This is a genomic window from Carnobacterium sp. GW821-FHT04C06 (assembly GCF_059420345.1).
Genome location: NZ_JBWKTN010000008.1, coordinates 24,551 through 45,211, shown reverse-complemented (window position 1 = coordinate 45,211; position 20,661 = coordinate 24,551). Strand labels below are relative to the sequence as shown.

Below are 20,661 nucleotides of genomic sequence, written 5' to 3'. Positions count from 1 at the left end.
TTATTTTTATCTATTGAACCTCTATTGAAAGAACAACGTATCCCTCGTTTTGTTTAAAATCACTCATATAGATTATTTTTACCAATACCGAACGGCCAGTATACATTGACTCCTTCGGGTCCCACTCTTGTAAAAGCAGAAAGTCACCTACCTGGTAGTTCCGATCATTTTTTCGAATCTCAAATTTCTTAGATCCATTTAGTACGGCTTCAAAATAACTTGGCTCTGTTTTTAGTGTGTGAGTTCTTCTGTTTTTATTTTTTGGAATTTTTCTTTTTACCAACTCTTTTTCAATAAATGAACGAATTTTATTTAGTTCGTCTATATCTAGTAAGTGTTCAATTTCTAATGAATGTTCATTTCTTTGACTGTTTTCTTCTAACTTTTGATTAATTTTTTTTATCAGTAGTTCAAGCTTTTCGTCATTCATTAACATACTATTATTGTTAATAAATTCCTTTTGAAGTTTACTTTCCAAACGTTTTGCTTTAAATTCCAATTTATCAATTTTTCTGGTAAAGTCGATTTTCCCTTCCGTTAACAAAAATTCGTAAACAGTCCGATCTCTTATTTTTCTGATTAATGTTTCATCGTTAAATCCATTTCTGTAAGTTACTTCAGTTAAAGAACTTAAATAACCTTGTAATTGTTTTTTATTTTCTAGAGTTGTAAATTCAAGTAGCCCTTTAGGATCTCCTTCAAATTGGTTAAGAGTTTGCTTCAAATCTGTGTACGTTTTTTTTTTATTTTCGTCATCTCAATTTTTGTGATATTTATCAGCTCATTAACAGTTTTGATTTCTATATCCCTTGCTTTGACAATAAAACGCGGTTCCCTTAGCCAAAAGATAGATTTAAGTTCCTGTCTTTTTAAAATCTTTTTCTCTTGCATTAACTCATTCAATACTGACTCTAAATACGTATTAATCATAAAATCACTCTCTTTCCTTCTATTGTTTGGTTTATCAATAAATTTTCTGAATGTTTTTATATCCTGTAACGTAAGAATTTATTTTCTTCCGAACTCTGGTATTGACTAATGGTGTTATCTTCATTCCGTTTGGAATAAAAGATACTAACAGCCCTGTTGTCCAATCTCCTTCATACTTAAAACGAACGACATCCCCTAATCGATAAATTTCTTCATCAATTTGCTTTTTTTTTCTGTTCCATATTTAGTTCTCCTTTGACCACAAAAAAAGAACCATCCGCCAGGAATGATTCTTCTTTTTATTTAGGATTTATTATTTTCTCATTCCTGATTCTTATTTTGGAATGTAAAAAACTATTTTTTCTTTTGGATTATTCTCTATTCTTCTCCAAAATTCACGTGGCAATTTATCTTTGTTCTTGTAGAATTTATCTTCTTTCAATTTGTATTCGTAACTAACTTTAGATGGAATGTCATGTACTTTTTTTGTATCCGTACTCCAATAAACACTACGCTCATAATTGTAGATTTTGTCGTCTCCAAAAAAGACAGAATACAAATCATATTTGGAAGTTTTTTCATTTTTATCTTCCTGATATTCTATTTCATTATTTTTTTTACTGTTATATCCATAAATATCATTGCATATTTTTAAATATACAAGCTCATCCATCCCATCACTTGAGGGAAAAGGGACCAATGTATCTATTCTCTTTTCGTTCCAAGTAAAATTTGAAGAGTCTTCTATAAAGGTATTGATTAACTTTTCTTGTTCACTATTATTTTTACAAAAAGTAGTAAAAATTGCGGTTAAAACAAGAATTATAATAATACAACTTATTAAAATTAAAAACTTTAAGAAGCCCCTTATTTCTGAAAATGCTAAAGTAGATTTCCTTATAAAACCAATAGCTAAACAAATCCATATTATTGTTATTGCTGCATACAACAGTTCCATTAATCTTGGTAGTTGTAAATTACTAGAGAATATCTTACTCAGTTCAGCTTGAAATTGATTGTAACTCATCTTTTATAGTCTCCTTTGATAATCCATTAGGCCAACACTCCAACGATTTTAAGAGTTTAGTTGAACAATCCACTTTTCTAATCACCCAGGTCTCTTCACACCCTACTGAACAAAAGTTTCTCTTCTTAATAGTTGGTTTTCCTTGGAAAAACGTAGTTTCTCTTATATTTGCAGCTAACTTTTTATTTTTGATTTCTTTTCTGCATTCGTAACAAGTTACAATTGGTTCGTTTTTTGAAACCATTGTTCGTGTTGATTCATAACATTTTAGTGTTTCTATATCTTGAACAAGCTTTGTTACATCCTTGCGGCCCATTCTATCTTTCATAAAGGTCATAATTTTTTGTATTTCTTGTTTCAAGTTCATTTAAGCAGATCCTTTCATAATACAAATCAAATGTATTCCGATCTTTCCAAAATAATTAAATTCTCATCTTGGACTTTTCTTAGAGTCTTTAATGATAATATTTTTATTAATTTTAATTCCGAAATTCTTTTTTCATTTTCACAAATGTACTGATATAGTTCTATCGTTTCCATTCTGTACAAATTCATAATAGAATCAAAAGAAACATTTTTTTCTCTCTTTCTAAGGGAATAATACAAGCCTATGGTTAATTCATAGCCAGCAAGAAGATAAAATTTCTCGCCACTCACATAATAGTTTTGGTTGTGTTCTTTTTCTTTTCTTTCTAATTCACGATTGTATAGATTGCATATCTTAAATTCTAATGTCTCCATAAAGAAACTCCTTATTTCTTTTTTGGTAACTTTTAGCAATGTGTTTGTTGTTTCTAACATTCTTTAAAATGTTAAAAAACTTGGTTTGCTCTGTTAAATGGTAAATCTCGTACTATGTTGTAAACAGCTGATAGTTACTAATTTTAATTTGTAATAACTATAATAGTCATTGTTGCTTCGCCCGTTTTATAGCAATCGATAACGGTTAACTCTAGAAACGCTGAATATTCGCTCATTATGTCACTGACATAACTCATGGCAAATCGTTTCATGTACTGTGTCCTACTCTACTTATTTAAACAAATAAGCGCAGTTCTGACCCTCTCCCCTTATATAGACACACGATTGATTAGAGAGGCGGTTGACTAGACCGACTATTTAATTAGTTTCGTTTATCCTTTCTTAAATGGTTTTCTTTTTTCCTTTTAGTGAAAAAAAGATTTTTCAATCCACGAAATTCTAATAATTAAAATTCCGCTCCACATACTTCACCTACTTTACCTAAGTTCATAGACTACATAGTCACATATGCTTCTTCCATTTCTTACTCAAATCAACTCAAATTTTCTATTGCTTGTTTTTTGTAAAGAATTCAATTGAATCGAATTCCTCAAACTAGCAACTATCAACTGTTTACTGCTTTTACATTGTTACTGCTGCTTTATAAGACGATCCGACATTACTTTGACTTCATGTATTTTAATTTCTTTTCTATGTTTAAAAGCTCCTTTATTCGTGCTTAGCAGCGGACAAGATTTGTTAAGTCGTTTAGCAATCACAATCCCTGAAGAATCTTTTACTGATCGAATATTTGGATACAAATAGTGCAATTTCATTTGTGTTCGATGAATAGTATTTTTCCGACCACCAATAATAAATTCATGTTGCAAATAACCAAAATCACCACTTACTTTATAGGTATTTCCAGAAAATGTTTTAATCAATGATCCGTTTTCTTTAATATCATTTACTTGAACTTTATTGTGATTTATTTTTTTTTGACAACTCAACTAGTTTTCCTCCTCAATAAATATTTGATAGTAATAAACCCCAATTTGTAGGCCGTATAAGTAAAACTTACACCAAAAAGGTTTTTATTACTTCTAAACAAACAAATAAAAAAAAGGAGAGTAGATGCTACTGTTTAGTAACATCTACTCTCCTTTTTGCCATAAATACACACACTTCAGTATAACAAAATAGACTAATTAACCTTATAGTACCAACTGATATACAAAAAAATCATGTCAATTGGTGTTAGCGTTAACCTAATCATTATTTATAAATAACTTTAGGTATACAAACTAATTTTACTGTTAATTTTTCAAAAATTTGTTATACTGGCAAGTGTGGCTGTTTACAGTCACAGGAGGGAGCGTCTCTAAAACAGGTATAGACTGTTTTGGTAGATCATCCGTATATAAGCCTGAGAAACTTATATATGGTGCTTCCTTCTTTATTTTATTTGTTTGCTTAAAACTAATAATAATAAGTTTAAGCGAAAATATAACCTTATTTTAATAAATACAAAACAAGAATAACACAGTAGTTTTTTTTAATCAACCATTTCTAAAATATTATTGTATAACTATTATACATTCCTCTAAATTTATTATTCTAAGTTTAAGAAGTCCCCTCTCCTTTCATGTATCAATAAACGTTTATCTATATACATTATACCCCACATATCCATACATAATCTAGAGCTTGTGCAATATTTGCACAAGCAAAATAGCTCTTTAAAATATTTATAACTAAAGAATATTAAATAACGATCGTTAATGTTTGAATATCTAACACATTAGATTAAAATCAAAGAATATATAACCATTCATGTTTTTAAAAAGAATATTTTGAAAGGAGTTACTCAATGGAAATTGGACATTTTATAAAAAATATGTCTCAAGAAACACTATCCGAAAACATTATTTCTAGAAGGAATTTATCTAAAATAGAAAATAATGAAACCTCTCCTACCTTAGAACAATTAAAGCAGATATTCTTTAAATTAAACATTGATTCAAATGATATCAATGTTTTCGTATTAAACTTCAACAGCAATCAATACGACGAACTACATACAGAATTTACTGATCTTATTAATTCTGTAAATATAAAAAATTCTGATCTTCTTTTACTAAATCAAAAAATAAAAGAAGATCTCTCAAGCGACCGAAAAATTATTAGCCTTTATCTTGAATTTAAAATTAGATTCAAAAATAATAAACTCATATTACCCTTAACAACTAAGAAAATCAGAAGTATCTATGATTACTTAGTTGCTTCACCTATTTACACAATATTAGCTTTACTTGTAAAGTTAGCACCTATACCCATGATTGAACATTTGCATAATAAAATGTTTCCAGTTGAATTTAGAGAACTTCGTAACCAGGCTATTACCGACGTTATACTCTGTTTTTACTTCAACATTTCAAGTGAACTAACCCAGCTGCAATGACATAGTAGAGCTAAGGAATACCTTCCATTAGCTAAAGTAGAACTAACACCTACAAACTATTTCTACACTTAAAAAATAAACTTTTTAAAAAAGCTACAACCCTATTCTGAAACAAGAAAATTAGAGTAATTCAATCAATGTTTAAAATTAATTGAAATACCAAAAAAGTTCGATGATATCAAACTCTTTAAACTTCTAAAGAAATTGTTGAGTATTGTAGATACACAAAACGAAAATTCATACAAAACCTTTTTCAAATAAAAACATAAAAGAAGTTCACTAGTTATATTTAGTGGGCTTTTTCTTTTTATCTGCTTATCTAGGTTAACATTGATTACGTTATATTTCTAATGCAAAGAGCATAGCTTAACAAAGGTTGTCGTATACTTGATATATTGTTATTGGCAGAGTGGCTATTTAAATTCAACCCGTATCCAAGTCTAAAGACCCTTGTACCACCGTTGTTTTAAAGCTCTCCAGGGCTTCTTTTTTCATCGTTTGAAATACTCTATGCGTTTCCGGTATTAAGTTCGCTAAGGCCTCTTGTAACTGATCCATTTTTTCTCTTTTTGATTTTAAAATTAACTGCAGCATTAGAGATCTAGTCGTCAAGTACGTCTTGCCGTATCGACCACGTGTAGTTTTAACAAATAACTCCCCTTCAGCACGCAATTGTCCCATTAATTCCTTTAGTGTACTTAAAGGGATTTTTAATTCTTCTACAATTTTCTGCATTGTAATCTCTAATGTCGGTTTATTGTAGCTTGTTTTTGAATGAATATAACCGAAGAAGTCCTCTTTCCACTCGTAGTAATGACTACGTTCTCTGTCCTCACGTTTTTTAGCGTGTTTCACCCATAAAGAACGGTCTACTCGGCCAATGTTTTGTTTCTTAAATGCTAATAACTGCTCGGATTTCACCCATTTGTTTATTAAAAGATCAATAAATTGACTACTTGCACCCTGGTACTCACCTGAGTAAGCACTGATTACCTTTTTTTCAACAATTCTATTATCCAAAGGGTTGGTTAGGCTTGTATTAAACAGATCCATTTCGTTTAAACAATCCTGGAAAGGTACTCCTGAAGAAAAATTAGCAAGTGCTAGCGTAAATACGGTATTATCACGCCCTGAATCTTCACCATTTCCGCAATCGATGTTTTCAGAATTGATTAATGCTTTGTACCACATACTATCAATTTGTCTATATTTAACCTTCTTTAAAGGTTTAGGCACTAATGTTAGATTTGATTTTTTAAGCTCTAATCTCTTAGCCTGGTACTCTATTGACCATTTCATCAAAGTATCAAATTTATACGTGAAGTTAGGCTCAAAATGAACGATATTCTCTTCATTAGGCGCTCTGAAGATCCCAAAATGATTACAAGTAACATCAATCATAGATCCAAAACGCTCTTCAAAAGATAAACGAATACTGATAGAAATAGCTTTTGCGACTTTTAATGACTTGTAATTATTTTTACTAGAGATATAACTTGCATGTTCCAATATATAATAAACGTGGTAGCCTTTTGGTGTATCTAAAATAAGAGTAGGCAATAATCCTAACTCTGTATTCAATGATTCTAAAATCACTTCATTTTCTGTTGGTTTTTGGTCCTCGCTGCAATCAATATCTACTACAAAACAATTGATTTGATTTAAATTTCTTTCGAAGTGACCTTCAACATAGTTACGTCCTTTATCAGCATAACCACCCCACCCATAGACGTTGGGAGTCCAATGCGTTAAATTAGGATTCTCACGTAAGCCCTCCAAAGATGTCAAAACGATTCCTCTTGACTCTTGCATTGCTTCTTTTGATCTAAAGCCAAAAATAGATCCTTTTTTATTTTGATCTTCTTTATACGTCAAGGACACTACTTTACTGTTATACTCTTTATATTGCTTTAAACCAGTCTTTAACACCAATTCTCTCGCTTCGTTTGCCCATTTTTGCTTCATTTTCAACATTTATTTCACCTCGTTTTTAACATAAAAAGAGAGAACACTCTACTAGCAGTGTTCTCTCTTTTTGTCCCAAACGTAGATCCTTTTTCAGCAAATTTATGCACCAAAATAAAGGTTATTAGCTTGATTTTTCCAATAAAAATGATATAATTAAGTATCTAGAGAAACAGACTGTAATCTGTTTTCTCCTATCAACTAAAAAATTTATATTTATTTTTATTGGAGACGAAAATGAACACATAGGTTTGTATGTGATTCAGAATATATTTGAGGGCCTAATCTCAAATACATTCCGTCTCTCTTTTTTTTGTTTGTTTTTCAATATAATATCTAATATTTGGAAGAAAGTAAACCCATCTTTCAATCAATATCCAGTGCATTAGATCCTTTTAGACGAAAAAGTTCAACTTCTTCTGAAGTATTTAATTCCAAAATCATTTTTTCTACTTGTTCCAGTTCAAAGGAATTTTCATCTAACAATGGCTCATATTTATTAAATACCAATTCTTCGAATCGATCTAATGCTTCCGTTCCAAAACTACGTGTTCCGTTACTAAATTCTCTAACATAACTTGAAGCTAAACCGATAGCTTTAGACAGCTCAATGCGACTTATATAGTAATTATCAATAAGAAACAGTAGTACATACCGATTATATTCATTTCTATATTCTTTACTTCCTTTTTCCATTACAATCTCTCCTTGTTGTCAAATATAACAACACTTCTCAACACAAATAATAGCACTAATCTAATCTTTCTACAACTATTTTCTATTCTTTTTTTTTAAATAATAATGCAATTTCCCTACTAAAACGCTGATAATATAAATAGTAATATATTGTATTACCATTAAAAATACAATTTCAATAGTAATACAATATATTACCTTTATATTTTTTTGTTAATTATGTCTTATTTCAAACAAAAAGTAGCCGTTGTTGTTGATTTTAACAACGTGATATGTTAAGATTCTATGTATAGTAATACACATATATTTTTAATAGTAATATATATAGTAACTTTCAAATATTACCATTATTTTTAAGGAGGATATTGTACATGGCAGTTGGGATTACAGTCGCAGCAAATAAAGGTGGCGTTGGAAAAACTTTAATAACATTAAACTTGGCTGGTAGCATCAGAAAATCTTTTCCAGATGCTAAAATATTAGTAGTTGATACAGATGCCCAAGGAAATACTACGAAATCATTCAGAGTTAAAATAAAAAATGATCAAAATACTATTTATGACGTCTTCATGGGAAATGCAACTGTTGAAGAAACTATCGTGCACACGTATGATAATCTAATCGATGTGCTTCCTGCTAACGCTGATAATAATTACCTTGAATTTGACAAAATGGAAGAGTTTCGTGATACCATTTTAGAGTGGTTTGTAGACTTAGTTAAGAAGTTTAAAGAAAATATCTCAGAATTAATGACCTTAGAAGGACTAAAGAAAAAAATGAATAAACATATTGATCCTAGTTCTAACTATTTTAACGCTCTTGAAGGAACTTTTGATAATGTTCAAGATAAATATGATTTTATCATTTTCGATACTCCTCCTGAATTAAAACAAGTTACGTCATCTGTTCTTTCAATTGCTGACGTTGTTTTAGTTCCTTACGAGCCCGATTTAAATGGTGTAGATGGAGTAACTCATTTAATTTCTAGAGTAAATACTCTTAAAGACAAATATAACCCTGACCTTAGAATTGGCGGGGTTCTAGCTAACAAAGTATACAATACTAACCTACATGCTAAAATGATTAATACTATGATGAAATACACTAATAGAAACAACTACCATTACTTTGATACCGAGATTCCACGTTCAATATCATTTGCAGATAAATTAGTAAGAAGTGGTATGCCAATTACAATGAGTGCACCTGAAAATAAATTTTCTCAAAATTTTTATAAACTACTAAACGAAATGAACGAAATTGGTTTGTTAACAAAAGATGGTACTATCTTAGAAATACCAAATCAACTTTACTTGAATGTGGAGGAAGATGAATAATGCCTAGACCAAATAAAAAAATTAAAAATAAAGCATCAGGTGATTTTAATTCTTTTTTCGATACAGAATTAGATCAAATTGCAACACCCGAAGACAGCTTACAAGATGATTTATCAGATAATAAAACAGTAGAAGAAAAGTCTAGTAATCTAGAAGTTAACGTGCCTACAGACGAAAAAGATTCAGAGTACAGTAAAGCTTCAGAAACTACAGAGCATACGTCGACAGATCACTTTACTGTCACTGAAGAAATACGCCCCCCCTCTGTTAATCATCATTTATCAGATACCATATCAAATAATTTTGGGCTAAAAATTTCAAATTCAGAAACTCTTGACCCATTAATACCAAAAACTTATAAACTTAGTGAAAGTACCATTGATAGACTTGAAAGCCTTGTTTATAAAGATAAACGTCGTAATAAGAAAATACCTGGTACAAAGGGGTTTATTTCAGATTTCGTGGATAATGCTATTTGGATTCATCTCCACGGTTTAGGACTAGCTACTGAAGACGAGCTTAATGAGCATTTGAAAGAATATAGTAAATATCCCTTAAATTTAAATGCTACTGATGACTTAGACTAGGAGTAACATTCCTAGTTTTTTTTGTATTACCTTATTATTACTAACAAAGCTATTGCCTATTTTATTGAATAGTTTGTCTACTGCTTTCAGTTCTTTTCGATAGTAATATATTGTATTACCATTCATAATATATTACCTTACTATTTTTAATATAACGATTGCCTGTTTTATGGTAGAGTAGGTCTAATACTTCCAGTTCATTTAATAGTAATATATTGTATTACCATTTGTAATATATTACCTTACTATTTTTAACGCAGCGATTGTCTGTTTTATGGTAGCGTAGGCCTATTTATTCCAGCGGATTTAATAGTAATATATTGTATTACTATTCATAATATATTACCTTACTATTTTTAACGCAGCGATTGCCTGTTTTATGGTAGCGTAGGCCTATTTATTCCAGCGGATTTAATAGTAATATGTTGTATTACTATTCATAATATATTACCTTACTATTTTTAACGTGGCGATTGCCTGTTTTATGGTAGCGTAAGGCTGCTGCCGGCAGTTTATTTTTATAGTAATATATTATCTTACTATTTTTAACATGAGGATTGCCTGTTTTATTGTAGAGTAGGGTAGTTAATTTGATTAAAAACTATTTACTAAAGAGTTTACACAATTAAAGAACTTGTTCAGGATTCCGTATTTATAGATCAACTTATTATCGATGGAGAAGTAAAGTGAAATCAGATAAAAATAATAAACTGATTCATCATATCAGAAAAATTGGTCTCGAAATAAATTTATATATGGTTATCGCAAAGTGGCGATTATTATAAGTCAAACAGCAATCATTAATATATGTATATCATTGACTATTAATTATCAGTAGCCTAATATGATTTTTTTGTTTACGTTACTTTAAAATTTCGATTCTAATGGATAAGAAGCTGGTATAGAAACTCATCTAGTTTACATAAGATTTATTTATTAAAAGTATTTATTTGTCAATATAATCAGCGACATATTAAACAAAACCTTATTACTTTTTGTTTAATCGATTCTATTTAGCTAATTTCAGATTATCAATTACATCTAAATGTAACTAAAGATGCATTTAAACTTATTTACTTTTATAGTGTTCACTAATTTACTATACTAAAATAGAAAAAGAGACCATGTGTCAACATGATCTCTTTTATCTATACCGTTCAAAAGACGGTAGCTAGGTTTAAATTAAATCAAAAATGAACTATCGTTAAACATTTAAACTTCTCTGCTTTAATAGCGTTCAATTATATGTTATACTGAAATAGAAAAAGAGACCATGCGCTAACATGATCCCTTTTATGTAGACCGTTCAAAAGACGGTAGCTAGGTTTAAATAATTAAAAAATAACTATCTGACACCCTGCTAAAAGTGTTTTTCAGATGGTTATTTTTTGTTTTTATGATCGTAAATTTTCAAAGCTAAAGTTGTGAATGCCAGGGCAAACATCAACGCTTCAAAAACGGACACGTTTATTCCTTTCCAGGAGTAAAGCTATAATCTAAAAACATAGGCATCACCCCTTTTTCAAGAGATTTAGCCACCATCTTTCGCACTTTCTACGCGTTCTATTATAACATATCTTCCTATCTATTTTACATAAATCTGAAATTTAAATTGTTTGAACTATAAATCTTCTATATTAAATTCCATATATCCTTCGTAAAAATAACTCACATCAATACCTTCCATATAAACATCTCTATTATTAACCTCAGAGGTTAATGTATTTTTTATTAAATGCTTTATCTCTAAATCCTTCACTGGACTACGTTCCATGGCTAATAAATAGTCTTCTTTATTTATCAAGTTCCAATCCACTACTTTAGATAATTCATTTTTTAAAATTAAATCTAACCATATTCTCGTTGCACGTCCATTGCCTTCACGAAAAGGATGTGCAATATTCATTTCTACGTACTTTTCTACAATTTCTTCTATAGTAGTTTGTGGCATATTATCAATATGATTCAAAGATACTTCTAGATACATAACCGGTGCAAATCTGAAATTACTTTTAGCAATATTTACTGTTCGAAGTTGACCTGCAAAATCATCAATATCATCAAACAAATAGCAATGAATATCGGATAATCCCTTGTAAGTTCCAACTTCTATCTCTTCAATATCTCCAGAAGTATATAGTTTTTTTGCCTTAGTCTTACTAATTTTTTCTTCAACTTTTGCTAATTCAACTTGATTGGTAATACCTAGCTTATTTTTCAGCATTTTTATATCCTCCAAGTGTATTGAATTTTTTTAGTTTGTTCATTTATTAAAACGTCCTTACAGAGTGAAATAAGATACTTATCCATCTTCGAAACTTGAAATCGTCTTAGAATCGTCCTCTCGCAATTAACATTCGAGAAAAAACTTTATTTTGGGAAAATTTTAGACTGATTTATAAATCTAAGCTCATGACAGCGGTATCTTTATCTTCTTGTGTGATCCCAATATAGCGTAAAGTTTCCTTAGCTGATGAGTGATTTAATAAGTCTTGTATAATTTCAATAGGTATTCCATTTTTACTATATAAGAAATATCCAAATGTTTTACGCATAGAATGTGTCCCAATATTTTTGAGTCCTACTCTCTTAGCAGCATTACTAATAATTAACCAAAGTCCTTGACGACTTAGAGGTTTATTATTTCCTTTTCTACTAGGAAATAAATAATAGTCAAATTCTTGGTTTGCTAGCTGGTCAGGAAATTCTTCTTTTACATATTTTATAATTTGGTTCCTTAATTTATTAGATATAATAATTGAATTCGTTTTACTTGTTTTTTTCTCTTTCATTTGGAGTCGATCTTTTGCTACAATTTTTTGTCTAGAGATTATTAAAACATCAGATAATTTTAATCTACCTAGATCAGAAATTCGATAAGCCGTATTTATACCTAATGTGAAAATCAACACATTTCGATTTCCTTTTTCTGTAGAAGCTAAAACAGCTTTCATATCATCAATCTTCTTTTTATCACGAATTGGATTCACAATTTCCACTATTTTCTCCCACTTTCTGAAATTGACTCAATTTCATTATATCACATATTAAGTCAATTTCAAAAAAGCTATATAAAAAGCATGAATCCAAAAATTGGATTCATGCTTAGAGCCACTTAGGTTTGAGCCATTTCACTGAACTTGACACAACAAGATTGTGTCAAGTTATTCGAAAAGAGAAATCGGTAAGAAAAAAATGGTTAAAGATAATTACTAATTATTGAAATAATAATAATATCACTTTTTTAATTTATCTAAAATCGATGTTTTTTATTTTTAAAACATAATTATTTAAATATTAAATATCATTTAATTAGTGATTTGTATTTTGACAACTTTAATAATTAATGATAAATCAGTATTCTATAAAAAAGGAAGAATTTAAGATGACGCAACACAAACATAGAAATCATAATTATACATACATTCGTTTACCTGCTACCACACAAAAATAATACATGGGTACCCTATTGACTATGTTCGCGATGATCACTTACATCATCAACATGAAGATCATTGGAATGAATGTTCAATTGAGGTAAAAACTAAAAATCCTAGTTCCTGTAATCATGACAATGAATGGATATCAAAAAATACCTCATGCCAATCATTAGGACTATTTAGTCAACGGACGTTTACATCATGTATACAATGATGTCCATTGTCTTGTAAAAGTAGTTTAATGCTTACTGGTAATAAAAACATCATTTGTATATTTTCTAAAATTTGACTATTTTCAATTTATATTATAACTAAAATTAAAATTGATATTGTGTTATTTTACCTTCTCTTTTATTTTTTCTACTAATTTTGCATATTATTATTGCTTAAAGCGATGCCCAAAGCAATTAAAGTTTGTTCTTTTACTATTCTCTTCTAACATCATAGATATTTTAAATTAATTCCTTATTCTAAATAGAATACATATAATAAATACATGGATTCCTTCTCTTTAATAGTATATATTCCAGCATTACAGTATAGTAATCCTTTTTTTAACTTTAAACAACATTTAGCGCTATAAATATAGAATTTCAAAAGTGATTTTCATTCTTTCTAAATTCTTAACAATTTGATATTACGTATCAATTATTCAAAAATTTCTAAAGATTTTTGGACTCTTTCTTTTTTTAAATAATTTAGTCCACGTGCTGAAGCTATTAATATATCTACAACATCTATATTTAATATTTTTTTACTAGATACTAAATTTAAATATCATTCTCCTTCATAAAGATTATTTTTTAATTTGAATATCAAATAACCTTTATAGTAGTAATGTTTTTTTGATCACAAGGAGTAGATTTGATAGTGTCTTTTTTCAACTTTTTTTTTATATAACATTAGACAAATCATTACTATCAAATTTTTCACTCATGATATCTCTAATATTAATATCTAATCTTTTACAGATTTCATTTAATGTTCTATAATTCAGTAGTCTATTGTGATTTGCCATCATACTATTAGCGAACTATTTTATAGTTATCCTAGGGATAACTGATATTCTTTCAATTTTTTTATTACTGTTTCCACAATCAAATCATTTTTATTTATTTTTGCAAGACCAAATGCTATTAAATAATTTTCTATAGCTTCTTTTCTTTTATTAAAAAAACCAAAGCATTTAGCTTTTTCAAAATATAAGTCATCTAAATAGAAATATTCTCCATTTATTTCAGAGATTTTAATCCCTTCATTGGTATATTTAATAGCACTCTTATTATCATTAATTTTAGAGTAATATTTAGCTGTTTCTAAATAAATTAGAACTGTATCTTTTGTATATTTATCATCTGGTAACTTCTCCATTTTTAAATTGTCTATTGCCATATTATAATAAAGTTGTGATTTATCTAACCTATTTTGCATAGTATATATTTGACCAATTTTATTTAAAATCATGCTATCCATAAAATGTTTTTTCGATTTTGATAATGCTAGATTAAGATAATACAAAGCATCGGTAGTATCTTTTGTTACTTCAATTAATGTACAAGCTAAATAATAGTAGTATCTTTTTTTATCACTCGTATAAATCAAACTATTTTCATCTATTTCTGCGTGTACATAATCATAAGCCCTCTTATACCTTGCGTTTCTATAGTGATTTTCTAGTATTTTTAATTTTTCATAAGCATCACTTGACTTAGTTTCTACTACATATACATCCTCCATTTTAATTTCTAGTCTTCTACATATTTTTGCTAAATTACTAATTCTGGGAACTGTATTTTTATTTTCAATTTTGCTAATTGTAACTTGTGTACAAATTCCTTCTGCAAGCTTTTTTTGTGACATTTTTTTTCTTTTCCTTGTCTCTCTTATTTTTTCCCCCAATATTATCATAGTTAAATTTAACTCCTTAGCTTTTTTTATTACTTTAATCTAGCCTATTTTCAAATTATTAATATATAAAAAGTAAACTTATTAGTCTGCTGTTTCAAATAATAACGTTATTCTCATAATCTACAGAGATAACTTCAATTACTTTACTAAACTTTTCTTTAACTAACTCTCTAACTTTTTTTTCTGTATTAAATCTATTTAAGACAAGTATTTTTTCAATTTTTATTTTCTTTTTATTAGGCTTTCCTATAAAAACAACTCTATACACAGAATGTAGAAAATTATCATTACTCACTTTATTATCTAGTAATTCTTTTTCTACAAGAACTTCATAAATCTCATTTTCATATATTTCTTTATTGTTATTTTTAATTATTGAATAATTTAAATTATTTATAATTTTTTTTGGATTTTCTTTGATATTACTATACGTATAACAAAACAAATATAGAGGTTGATCAGATTGACTGTTTCTTGATTGTATTTCATATAAAACGCCATCATACCAAAAGTCTTCAATTCTCATTGTCTAAACTCCTTAAAAATTTTTCGTTAAAAATTTATTGGTATTTATCTTTTAGAAAAACTTGATCCTAGCCATCCAGATAACGAAGTAATAATTAAAGATAAAAGCATCGCTACAAATGCCCATATAGAAGCTTTTGAAGTTGAATGCGCCACGTCATTAGCAATTTGTTTTACATCATCAATAGTACTCTTTAAATAAATGTTTACATTTTTTAAATTTTTGCTTGTATCTTCAATTTTATTTTCTATTTTTTTAGTAGAGGCTTCCAATTCATTATAAATATTATCTGTAACCTGCTTTGCTTCTTCACCAGTAAAATCGGTGTTCGCAGATACAGAATTAGCTATAGCTTTTTTATCTAAAGATTTACCTATATTTTTAGCTTTTAATTTCAACTCCTGTACTGCATAATTTATAATTTTTTCTGAATTTTCTGGATGGATCAAAGTTTTTTTCCCAGTTTCTTTAATAATATTAATAGATTCATCTATTTCGCTTTTTAAATACCCTGGTTGAAGCTCTTTTACTTTTGTATCTTTTAAAATTTTAGTCATATCTTCATCAAAATTATCTATATTTATTAAGTTCAAATCATTAGAGACATCGTTAATACTTGATGCTATTTTTTTTCCTAAAGATGATGTCAACGTTGAAACACTTTCACCTACATTTACCGTGACACTTCCAAACAGCGAACCCATTGCTGAAAGCGTTCCTATTGCAGTGAAAGAAATTATAACGATTATCATCAAAATACCTGTTGCCCAAGTCAAAAATCCATGAATTAAGCCTAAATTATTAGATGCTAATCCAGATATAAATCCTGCTAACATAAAAATGTAGTTACAGTCAATATAGTAACACCTACTCCTAAACTATCTAAAGTATTGTTAACATTATTACCTGCTGCTCCAAATCCTATTGCAACGCTTAATATAGTTAGCATAATAAAGATAACTAGAAACGTAATTAAACCTGCAATTACTGCGCTCCAAGATATTTTATTGCCAACTATTGTATTTTGTATACTTAATTCTTTTGAATTGTTTTCCATTTATTTCATCTCCTAATTTTTATTAAATGTCTGATTTGATTATAGTTATTATTTTTTAATCTTTATTTATTTTTCTAAATACTCTTCTGTATTTTCAATTTCTTCCAACTCAACATGATTAATTTGACCATCTACAATTAAATATTTATTGAATGAATCGACTCCTTTTATTGATATTACTAATTGTATATTGGATTCAATTTGAACATTATTTAAATATTAAATAATAATTACTCCAAAATTTAATATTGCTGATCTTTCCATACCTCCTAAAAAAATTTAGTATTTACTCTGAAGCTTTTAATGTAGCCATAGATGCTCTATCAACTATATGAAAATTGTGATATTAACTATAAATAAATTTTTGAAGCAATAAAATAATTATTTTTTAATTTCATGTTTATAAAATAACTATTATTTAGAAAAAACCACACGCTTCTATGGATATAGAACGTGTGGTTTAAAATTTTTATTGAAAATTTTTTATTTTTTTATGTTATCAATAACTTCTTCAGTCTTTTCTTTAACAGATTCTGTTGCTTCTTTTACTTTTCCTACTACTTGGTCGAATAAACCTTCTACTTTTTTTTGATTATCTCCTGTGATATGTCCAACTGCTTCTTTTACTTTTCCATTTGTTTTATCAAACATTCCCTTATCTGTCATCTAAATTCCTTCTTTCATTATTTTTTTATTGTACTCGTCCACTTTTAGTTTGCTGTTTTGCACTATCTGTATTTTTGCTTATTGATTTTTTTACTTTTTCAGTTTGATCACTAATTACTCCAGAAGCTTGTTCTGTAGCGCTAGCAAGCTTATCTTGAACTGAAACAGAATCTTCTTCATGCTCTTTTCTAGTTTTGATATCTACCACAGTAATATTTGCTTCAATTAATTCTAAATCTGTTGTCATTTTTATACTTTTTTCTACAATATCAATTAGTTCATCTACTAACTTAGGGATGTTTTTTCCATACTCAACGACAATATCTAGATCAAGAGCTACTTCTTTTTTTCCAACTTCTACATTTACACCTGTTCGAACATCGTCATTATTTAATAACTTTCCAGTTAAATTTGAAAAGAAACCACCATCTAATGTTAGCAATCCTTCTACTTTCTCTAAAGAGTAACCTATAATTTTTTGTACTACTTTATCTTCATATGTCAATTCTTTTTTTAATTTAACTTGTTGTCCTTTTTTTTCTAATTGTTCCATCATTAATCACACTCCAATTTTAATTTTTAAATCTTTTATTGAAATAATAGCCTATAGCAGCACCTATAGTTGCTAGTAGTAAAATTAACAACATTTTAAAGAATCCTACACTAATAATTAATATGCCAAATGATATCCCTACAAGGCATCCATAAATTACAATTTGATATTCTTTCAATACATCCATTTTTTCCTCCTATTGTACGCGTTTAATTTGCTTTTTCTTACTTTCACTTTTTTTGTTAGGCTTTAACAAAAGTTTCAATCGAATAGAATTTTTAGGAATATCAAACATCTTGCTTGCGTTTGATATTATTTTTTCCATAAGATATTCTGTATCAATAGTTAAATTATAGTTAGGAGATACTAATCCAATAATAGATCCTCGTATTTTTTTATTTTTCTTAAAAACTGACACTTTTACTTTTGGTTTTTCAATATAAATAGTTTTTTCTAATTCTAATAAAATTAAAGACTCAATTGCTTTTGTTTCTATTATTGTTTTTACATGTTTTTTTTTATTTAATATTTTTTTCGAATTTATCGGAATAAAAATTAGGATAAAAATTCCTATTAGTAAAATTAAGATACTAAGTCCACTAATATAAAATAAAACTGGAGAAATCCATAATTTAAAAAAATCATAGTCATCTAATTTCATAATATTGAATATCATAAAATTAGAAGGTTGATAAACTAAAAATAGTGAAAAACTAATTGATAAGCCTATTATTAATAAAGTGAAAAGAATAATTTTTTTTAGATATGTCATTTTATCCCTCTCTTGAACTATATTTAACTCGGCGCATTAATCATTGACCAAGTAATTGCCGCTTCATAATCTCCAACATATACTGTGCTTGGAATATCTACTAAACTAACAGGATTTTGAACTGTTCCAAACGAATATGACCACTTATCTACTCCTTTTCCTACTGGGGCACTAACAACATTTTGTACAGCTCCATTTAAAGTTACTTCGTGTCCTACCAAGTCTTGAGATACAGCCCCATTATTAGTTGCTACTCCTTTTGGTAACTTAATTCCTGCTACGAACGTTTTACCAGTTGTGGTAACTTTAGGCATAAATGCAGAAGTTTTAGCTTGAACTCGCCATCCAGCTTTTGTTCCGCGATTATCTTCCATAGAAATACCTACACTATTTTTAGAATTTAATTCTATATTTTTTGAAGTTGCTCCTGCTTTTATTTTCCCAAAAGTAAATTTATCAACAGAAATGATACCGAAGTTCCCTGGCATTACTTTTACAGTTACATTGTAGTCGCTATAATTTCCTGAAGGGTCTTTAAGTCTGACTGTTACTGTTTGGTCACCTGGCTTTGAAGTATCCAAAGCGTTACCAACATATTCATAACTAACTTTGTCTTTCCCACTATTATCATTAACTTCTGAAAACATATCTTTAATTTCTAAAGTTCCATTAATTGGAATTGATAAATCATTTTTTAATATACCTGTTGGTTTGGTCGTATCTACCACAGTAACTTTAGAGGTAATTGTATGATTAAGATAATTATTATTCACAATCAATGGTTGTTTTATAATAATTGGTATATTATACGTACCTAATGTATCTGATTTTAAATTACCGTTAAAGCTTGAACTTAATTTAGAGTAGTCTTGAACATTGGAAAAATTTGTTACTGACTGTTTACTAGTATCGCTTCCTAATTCAATTGTAACTTCTTTTGCAGTTACTTTGTTAAAATCTAATTCTTTTAAAGCATTAAATGTATCAGTAGTATATTCATAATAAGTTTCTGGCTGAGAAACTTTGTTCCATCCATATTGAGCGAATTTGAGTACTCTTTCAGTATCCGCTGAATAAACTCTATAAATAGAGCCATAATTTCCTGACATATTTCCTTGTGGCATTTTTTTATTAGGTTGTATTTGATTCCCAAAATTGCCAATTGTTGTCTGTGGTTGAGCTTTTGCGCTAACCTCAGGAGACGACAATATATGGTCCGTAGTTACAGTATATTTGCTCAATGAAGAATATTCATTTGGGCTATTTGAAAGTAAATTGTGAAATTTCCACCTATCTGCATTTGCTACAGAAGAAAAATCATTTACAAAAGTTCCATTTGAATTCGTTATGAGATCATCATTACCCGCTGCAAATGATCCTGTTATTAACTGCGTACTAAATATACTAGTCATTTGAAATCCTATCGCGTTACCATTACTTACACCATTTGCATTATCAAATGTTCTAAAAACAATTGCATCATTTACAGGAAGAAAACCACTTGGTGTCATTAAATAGTACATATCTTTAAATTTTGTCTCTAGTGAGTTAAATATTGTACCATTATAGTTTTCAACTTGAACTTTAACAGGTTCCACAAGTTGCATTTTCAAAATATCTCCGTATCTGATTTGCTTTCCATCTATATCATTTACCATTTTAGATTGCAAATCATTACCTTTGTTATAACTATTGAATTTTACTGTTCTGTCTTGCCTTACTATATCTATGCTGTAATAAAATTGATTTCCGAACTCTTTATGAAACACACTAGATGCATCTCCTGGTTGAAAAAATAATTTTGCTACATTAGTTGAATCATCTACCCTTAAAGATAAGGTACTACTTTTCACAGTACCATTTCCATATAATGGAACTATTATTTTACTTTCAAGCACTGCAGCTTGTGCAACTTTCGGCTGAATTAATAGAAAAATCATCAGTACACTTGCTATAAAGAATCCCAGACTAAATGAATGTTTTTTTATTTTCATT

Annotated in this window: 23 protein-coding genes; 3 read left to right on the top strand and 20 right to left on the bottom strand. The window is 28.5% G+C overall.

Annotated elements, in window-relative coordinates; genetic code table 11:
• Positions 1-10: 10 nt before the first annotated feature.
• The 6 genes from AC07SW_RS12945 to AC07SW_RS12920 all read right to left on the bottom strand — a co-directional run bounded on the left by AC07SW_RS12945 (position 11) and on the right by AC07SW_RS12920 (position 3,708).
• Entirely contained in the window at positions 11-724 is a 714-nt protein-coding gene (locus AC07SW_RS12945) for an ASCH/PUA domain-containing protein (protein WP_494633092.1), read from the bottom strand.
• Positions 721-930: a hypothetical protein gene (locus tag AC07SW_RS12940; RefSeq protein WP_494633090.1), complete on the bottom strand. Its 210-nt coding sequence runs from the start codon at positions 928-930 to the stop codon at positions 721-723. The genes AC07SW_RS12945 and AC07SW_RS12940 overlap by 4 nt, the downstream gene beginning before the upstream one ends.
• A gap of 334 nt (positions 931-1,264) precedes the next feature.
• A complete protein-coding gene (locus tag AC07SW_RS12935; protein WP_311780751.1) occupies positions 1,265-1,957 on the bottom strand; it encodes a hypothetical protein in 693 nt (230 codons plus the stop codon).
• The gene (locus AC07SW_RS12930; protein ID WP_494633089.1) at positions 1,932-2,324 is read right to left on the bottom strand and encodes a hypothetical protein; all 393 of its coding nucleotides are present in this window, start codon (positions 2,322-2,324) and stop codon (positions 1,932-1,934) included. The genes AC07SW_RS12935 and AC07SW_RS12930 overlap by 26 nt, the downstream gene beginning before the upstream one ends.
• 26 nt (positions 2,325-2,350) lie before the next feature.
• Positions 2,351-2,698, bottom strand: a complete 348-nt coding sequence (locus AC07SW_RS12925; protein ID WP_494633088.1) for a hypothetical protein — start codon at positions 2,696-2,698, stop codon at positions 2,351-2,353.
• Positions 2,699-3,348: 650 nt separating this feature from the next.
• Positions 3,349-3,708: a hypothetical protein gene (locus tag AC07SW_RS12920; RefSeq protein ID WP_494633087.1), complete on the bottom strand. Its 360-nt coding sequence runs from the start codon at positions 3,706-3,708 to the stop codon at positions 3,349-3,351.
• 860 nt (positions 3,709-4,568) lie between these two features.
• On the opposite strand from AC07SW_RS12920, the gene AC07SW_RS12915 reads away from it, so the two are divergent.
• A complete protein-coding gene (locus tag AC07SW_RS12915) occupies positions 4,569-5,159 on the top strand; it encodes a helix-turn-helix domain-containing protein (protein ID WP_494633085.1) in 591 nt (196 codons plus the stop codon).
• 423 nt (positions 5,160-5,582) lie between these two features.
• On the opposite strand, the gene AC07SW_RS12910 is transcribed toward AC07SW_RS12915, so the two are convergent.
• Positions 5,583-7,133: a primase C-terminal domain-containing protein gene (locus tag AC07SW_RS12910; protein WP_494633084.1), complete on the bottom strand. Its 1,551-nt coding sequence runs from the start codon at positions 7,131-7,133 to the stop codon at positions 5,583-5,585.
• A gap of 357 nt (positions 7,134-7,490) precedes the next feature.
• Entirely contained in the window at positions 7,491-7,820 is a 330-nt protein-coding gene (locus AC07SW_RS12905; protein WP_311780745.1) for an XRE family transcriptional regulator, read from the bottom strand.
• A gap of 371 nt (positions 7,821-8,191) precedes the next feature.
• On the opposite strand from AC07SW_RS12905, the gene AC07SW_RS12900 reads away from it, so the two are divergent.
• Both AC07SW_RS12900 and AC07SW_RS12895 read left to right on the top strand, forming a co-directional pair.
• Positions 8,192-9,157, top strand: coding sequence for a ParA family protein (locus AC07SW_RS12900; protein ID WP_311780744.1), 966 nt, complete (start codon positions 8,192-8,194; stop codon positions 9,155-9,157).
• The gene (locus AC07SW_RS12895) at positions 9,157-9,744 is read left to right on the top strand and encodes a hypothetical protein (RefSeq protein ID WP_494633082.1); all 588 of its coding nucleotides are present in this window, start codon (positions 9,157-9,159) and stop codon (positions 9,742-9,744) included. The genes AC07SW_RS12900 and AC07SW_RS12895 overlap by 1 nt, the downstream gene beginning before the upstream one ends.
• 1,621 nt (positions 9,745-11,365) lie before the next feature.
• Here AC07SW_RS12895 and fic read toward each other — a convergent pair.
• The 12 genes from fic to AC07SW_RS12835 all read right to left on the bottom strand — a co-directional run bounded on the left by fic (position 11,366) and on the right by AC07SW_RS12835 (position 20,660).
• Positions 11,366-11,968, bottom strand: coding sequence for a protein adenylyltransferase Fic (gene fic, locus AC07SW_RS12890; RefSeq protein WP_494633080.1), 603 nt, complete (start codon positions 11,966-11,968; stop codon positions 11,366-11,368).
• Positions 11,969-12,140: 172 nt separating this feature from the next.
• Positions 12,141-12,743: a tyrosine-type recombinase/integrase gene (locus AC07SW_RS12885; RefSeq protein WP_494633078.1), complete on the bottom strand. Its 603-nt coding sequence runs from the start codon at positions 12,741-12,743 to the stop codon at positions 12,141-12,143.
• Positions 12,744-14,228: 1,485 nt separating this feature from the next.
• The gene (locus tag AC07SW_RS12880; RefSeq protein WP_494633077.1) at positions 14,229-15,092 is read right to left on the bottom strand and encodes a helix-turn-helix domain-containing protein; all 864 of its coding nucleotides are present in this window, start codon (positions 15,090-15,092) and stop codon (positions 14,229-14,231) included.
• A 94-nt stretch (positions 15,093-15,186) separates the two neighbouring features.
• A complete protein-coding gene (locus AC07SW_RS12875; RefSeq protein ID WP_494633076.1) occupies positions 15,187-15,618 on the bottom strand; it encodes a hypothetical protein in 432 nt (143 codons plus the stop codon).
• Positions 15,619-15,662: 44 nt separating this feature from the next.
• Positions 15,663-16,454: a hypothetical protein gene (locus tag AC07SW_RS12870; protein WP_494633074.1), complete on the bottom strand. Its 792-nt coding sequence runs from the start codon at positions 16,452-16,454 to the stop codon at positions 15,663-15,665.
• Positions 16,448-16,675, bottom strand: coding sequence for a hypothetical protein (locus tag AC07SW_RS12865; RefSeq protein ID WP_494633073.1), 228 nt, complete (start codon positions 16,673-16,675; stop codon positions 16,448-16,450). Before AC07SW_RS12865 ends, AC07SW_RS12870 begins: the two co-directional genes overlap by 7 nt.
• Positions 16,676-16,741: 66 nt before the next feature.
• The gene (locus AC07SW_RS12860; protein WP_494633141.1) at positions 16,742-16,876 is read right to left on the bottom strand and encodes a hypothetical protein; all 135 of its coding nucleotides are present in this window, start codon (positions 16,874-16,876) and stop codon (positions 16,742-16,744) included.
• A gap of 282 nt (positions 16,877-17,158) precedes the next feature.
• Positions 17,159-17,341, bottom strand: a complete 183-nt coding sequence (locus AC07SW_RS12855) for a CsbD family protein (RefSeq protein WP_494633072.1) — start codon at positions 17,339-17,341, stop codon at positions 17,159-17,161.
• A gap of 25 nt (positions 17,342-17,366) precedes the next feature.
• Complete coding sequence (locus AC07SW_RS12850) at positions 17,367-17,894, bottom strand: Asp23/Gls24 family envelope stress response protein (RefSeq protein WP_494633140.1); 528 nt, start codon at positions 17,892-17,894, stop codon at positions 17,367-17,369.
• 19 nt (positions 17,895-17,913) lie between these two features.
• A complete protein-coding gene (locus AC07SW_RS12845) occupies positions 17,914-18,081 on the bottom strand; it encodes a DUF2273 domain-containing protein (RefSeq protein WP_494633070.1) in 168 nt (55 codons plus the stop codon).
• 9 nt (positions 18,082-18,090) lie between these two features.
• On the bottom strand, positions 18,091-18,666 hold the full coding sequence (amaP, locus tag AC07SW_RS12840) for an alkaline shock response membrane anchor protein AmaP (protein WP_494633068.1): 576 nt from the start codon (positions 18,664-18,666) through the stop codon (positions 18,091-18,093).
• 23 nt (positions 18,667-18,689) lie between these two features.
• Positions 18,690-20,660 carry a WxL domain-containing protein gene (locus tag AC07SW_RS12835; protein WP_494633067.1) on the bottom strand — a complete coding sequence of 657 codons (1,971 nt, stop codon included), beginning with the start codon at positions 20,658-20,660 and terminating at the stop codon, positions 18,690-18,692.
• Between the last annotated feature and the right edge of the window lies 1 nt (position 20,661).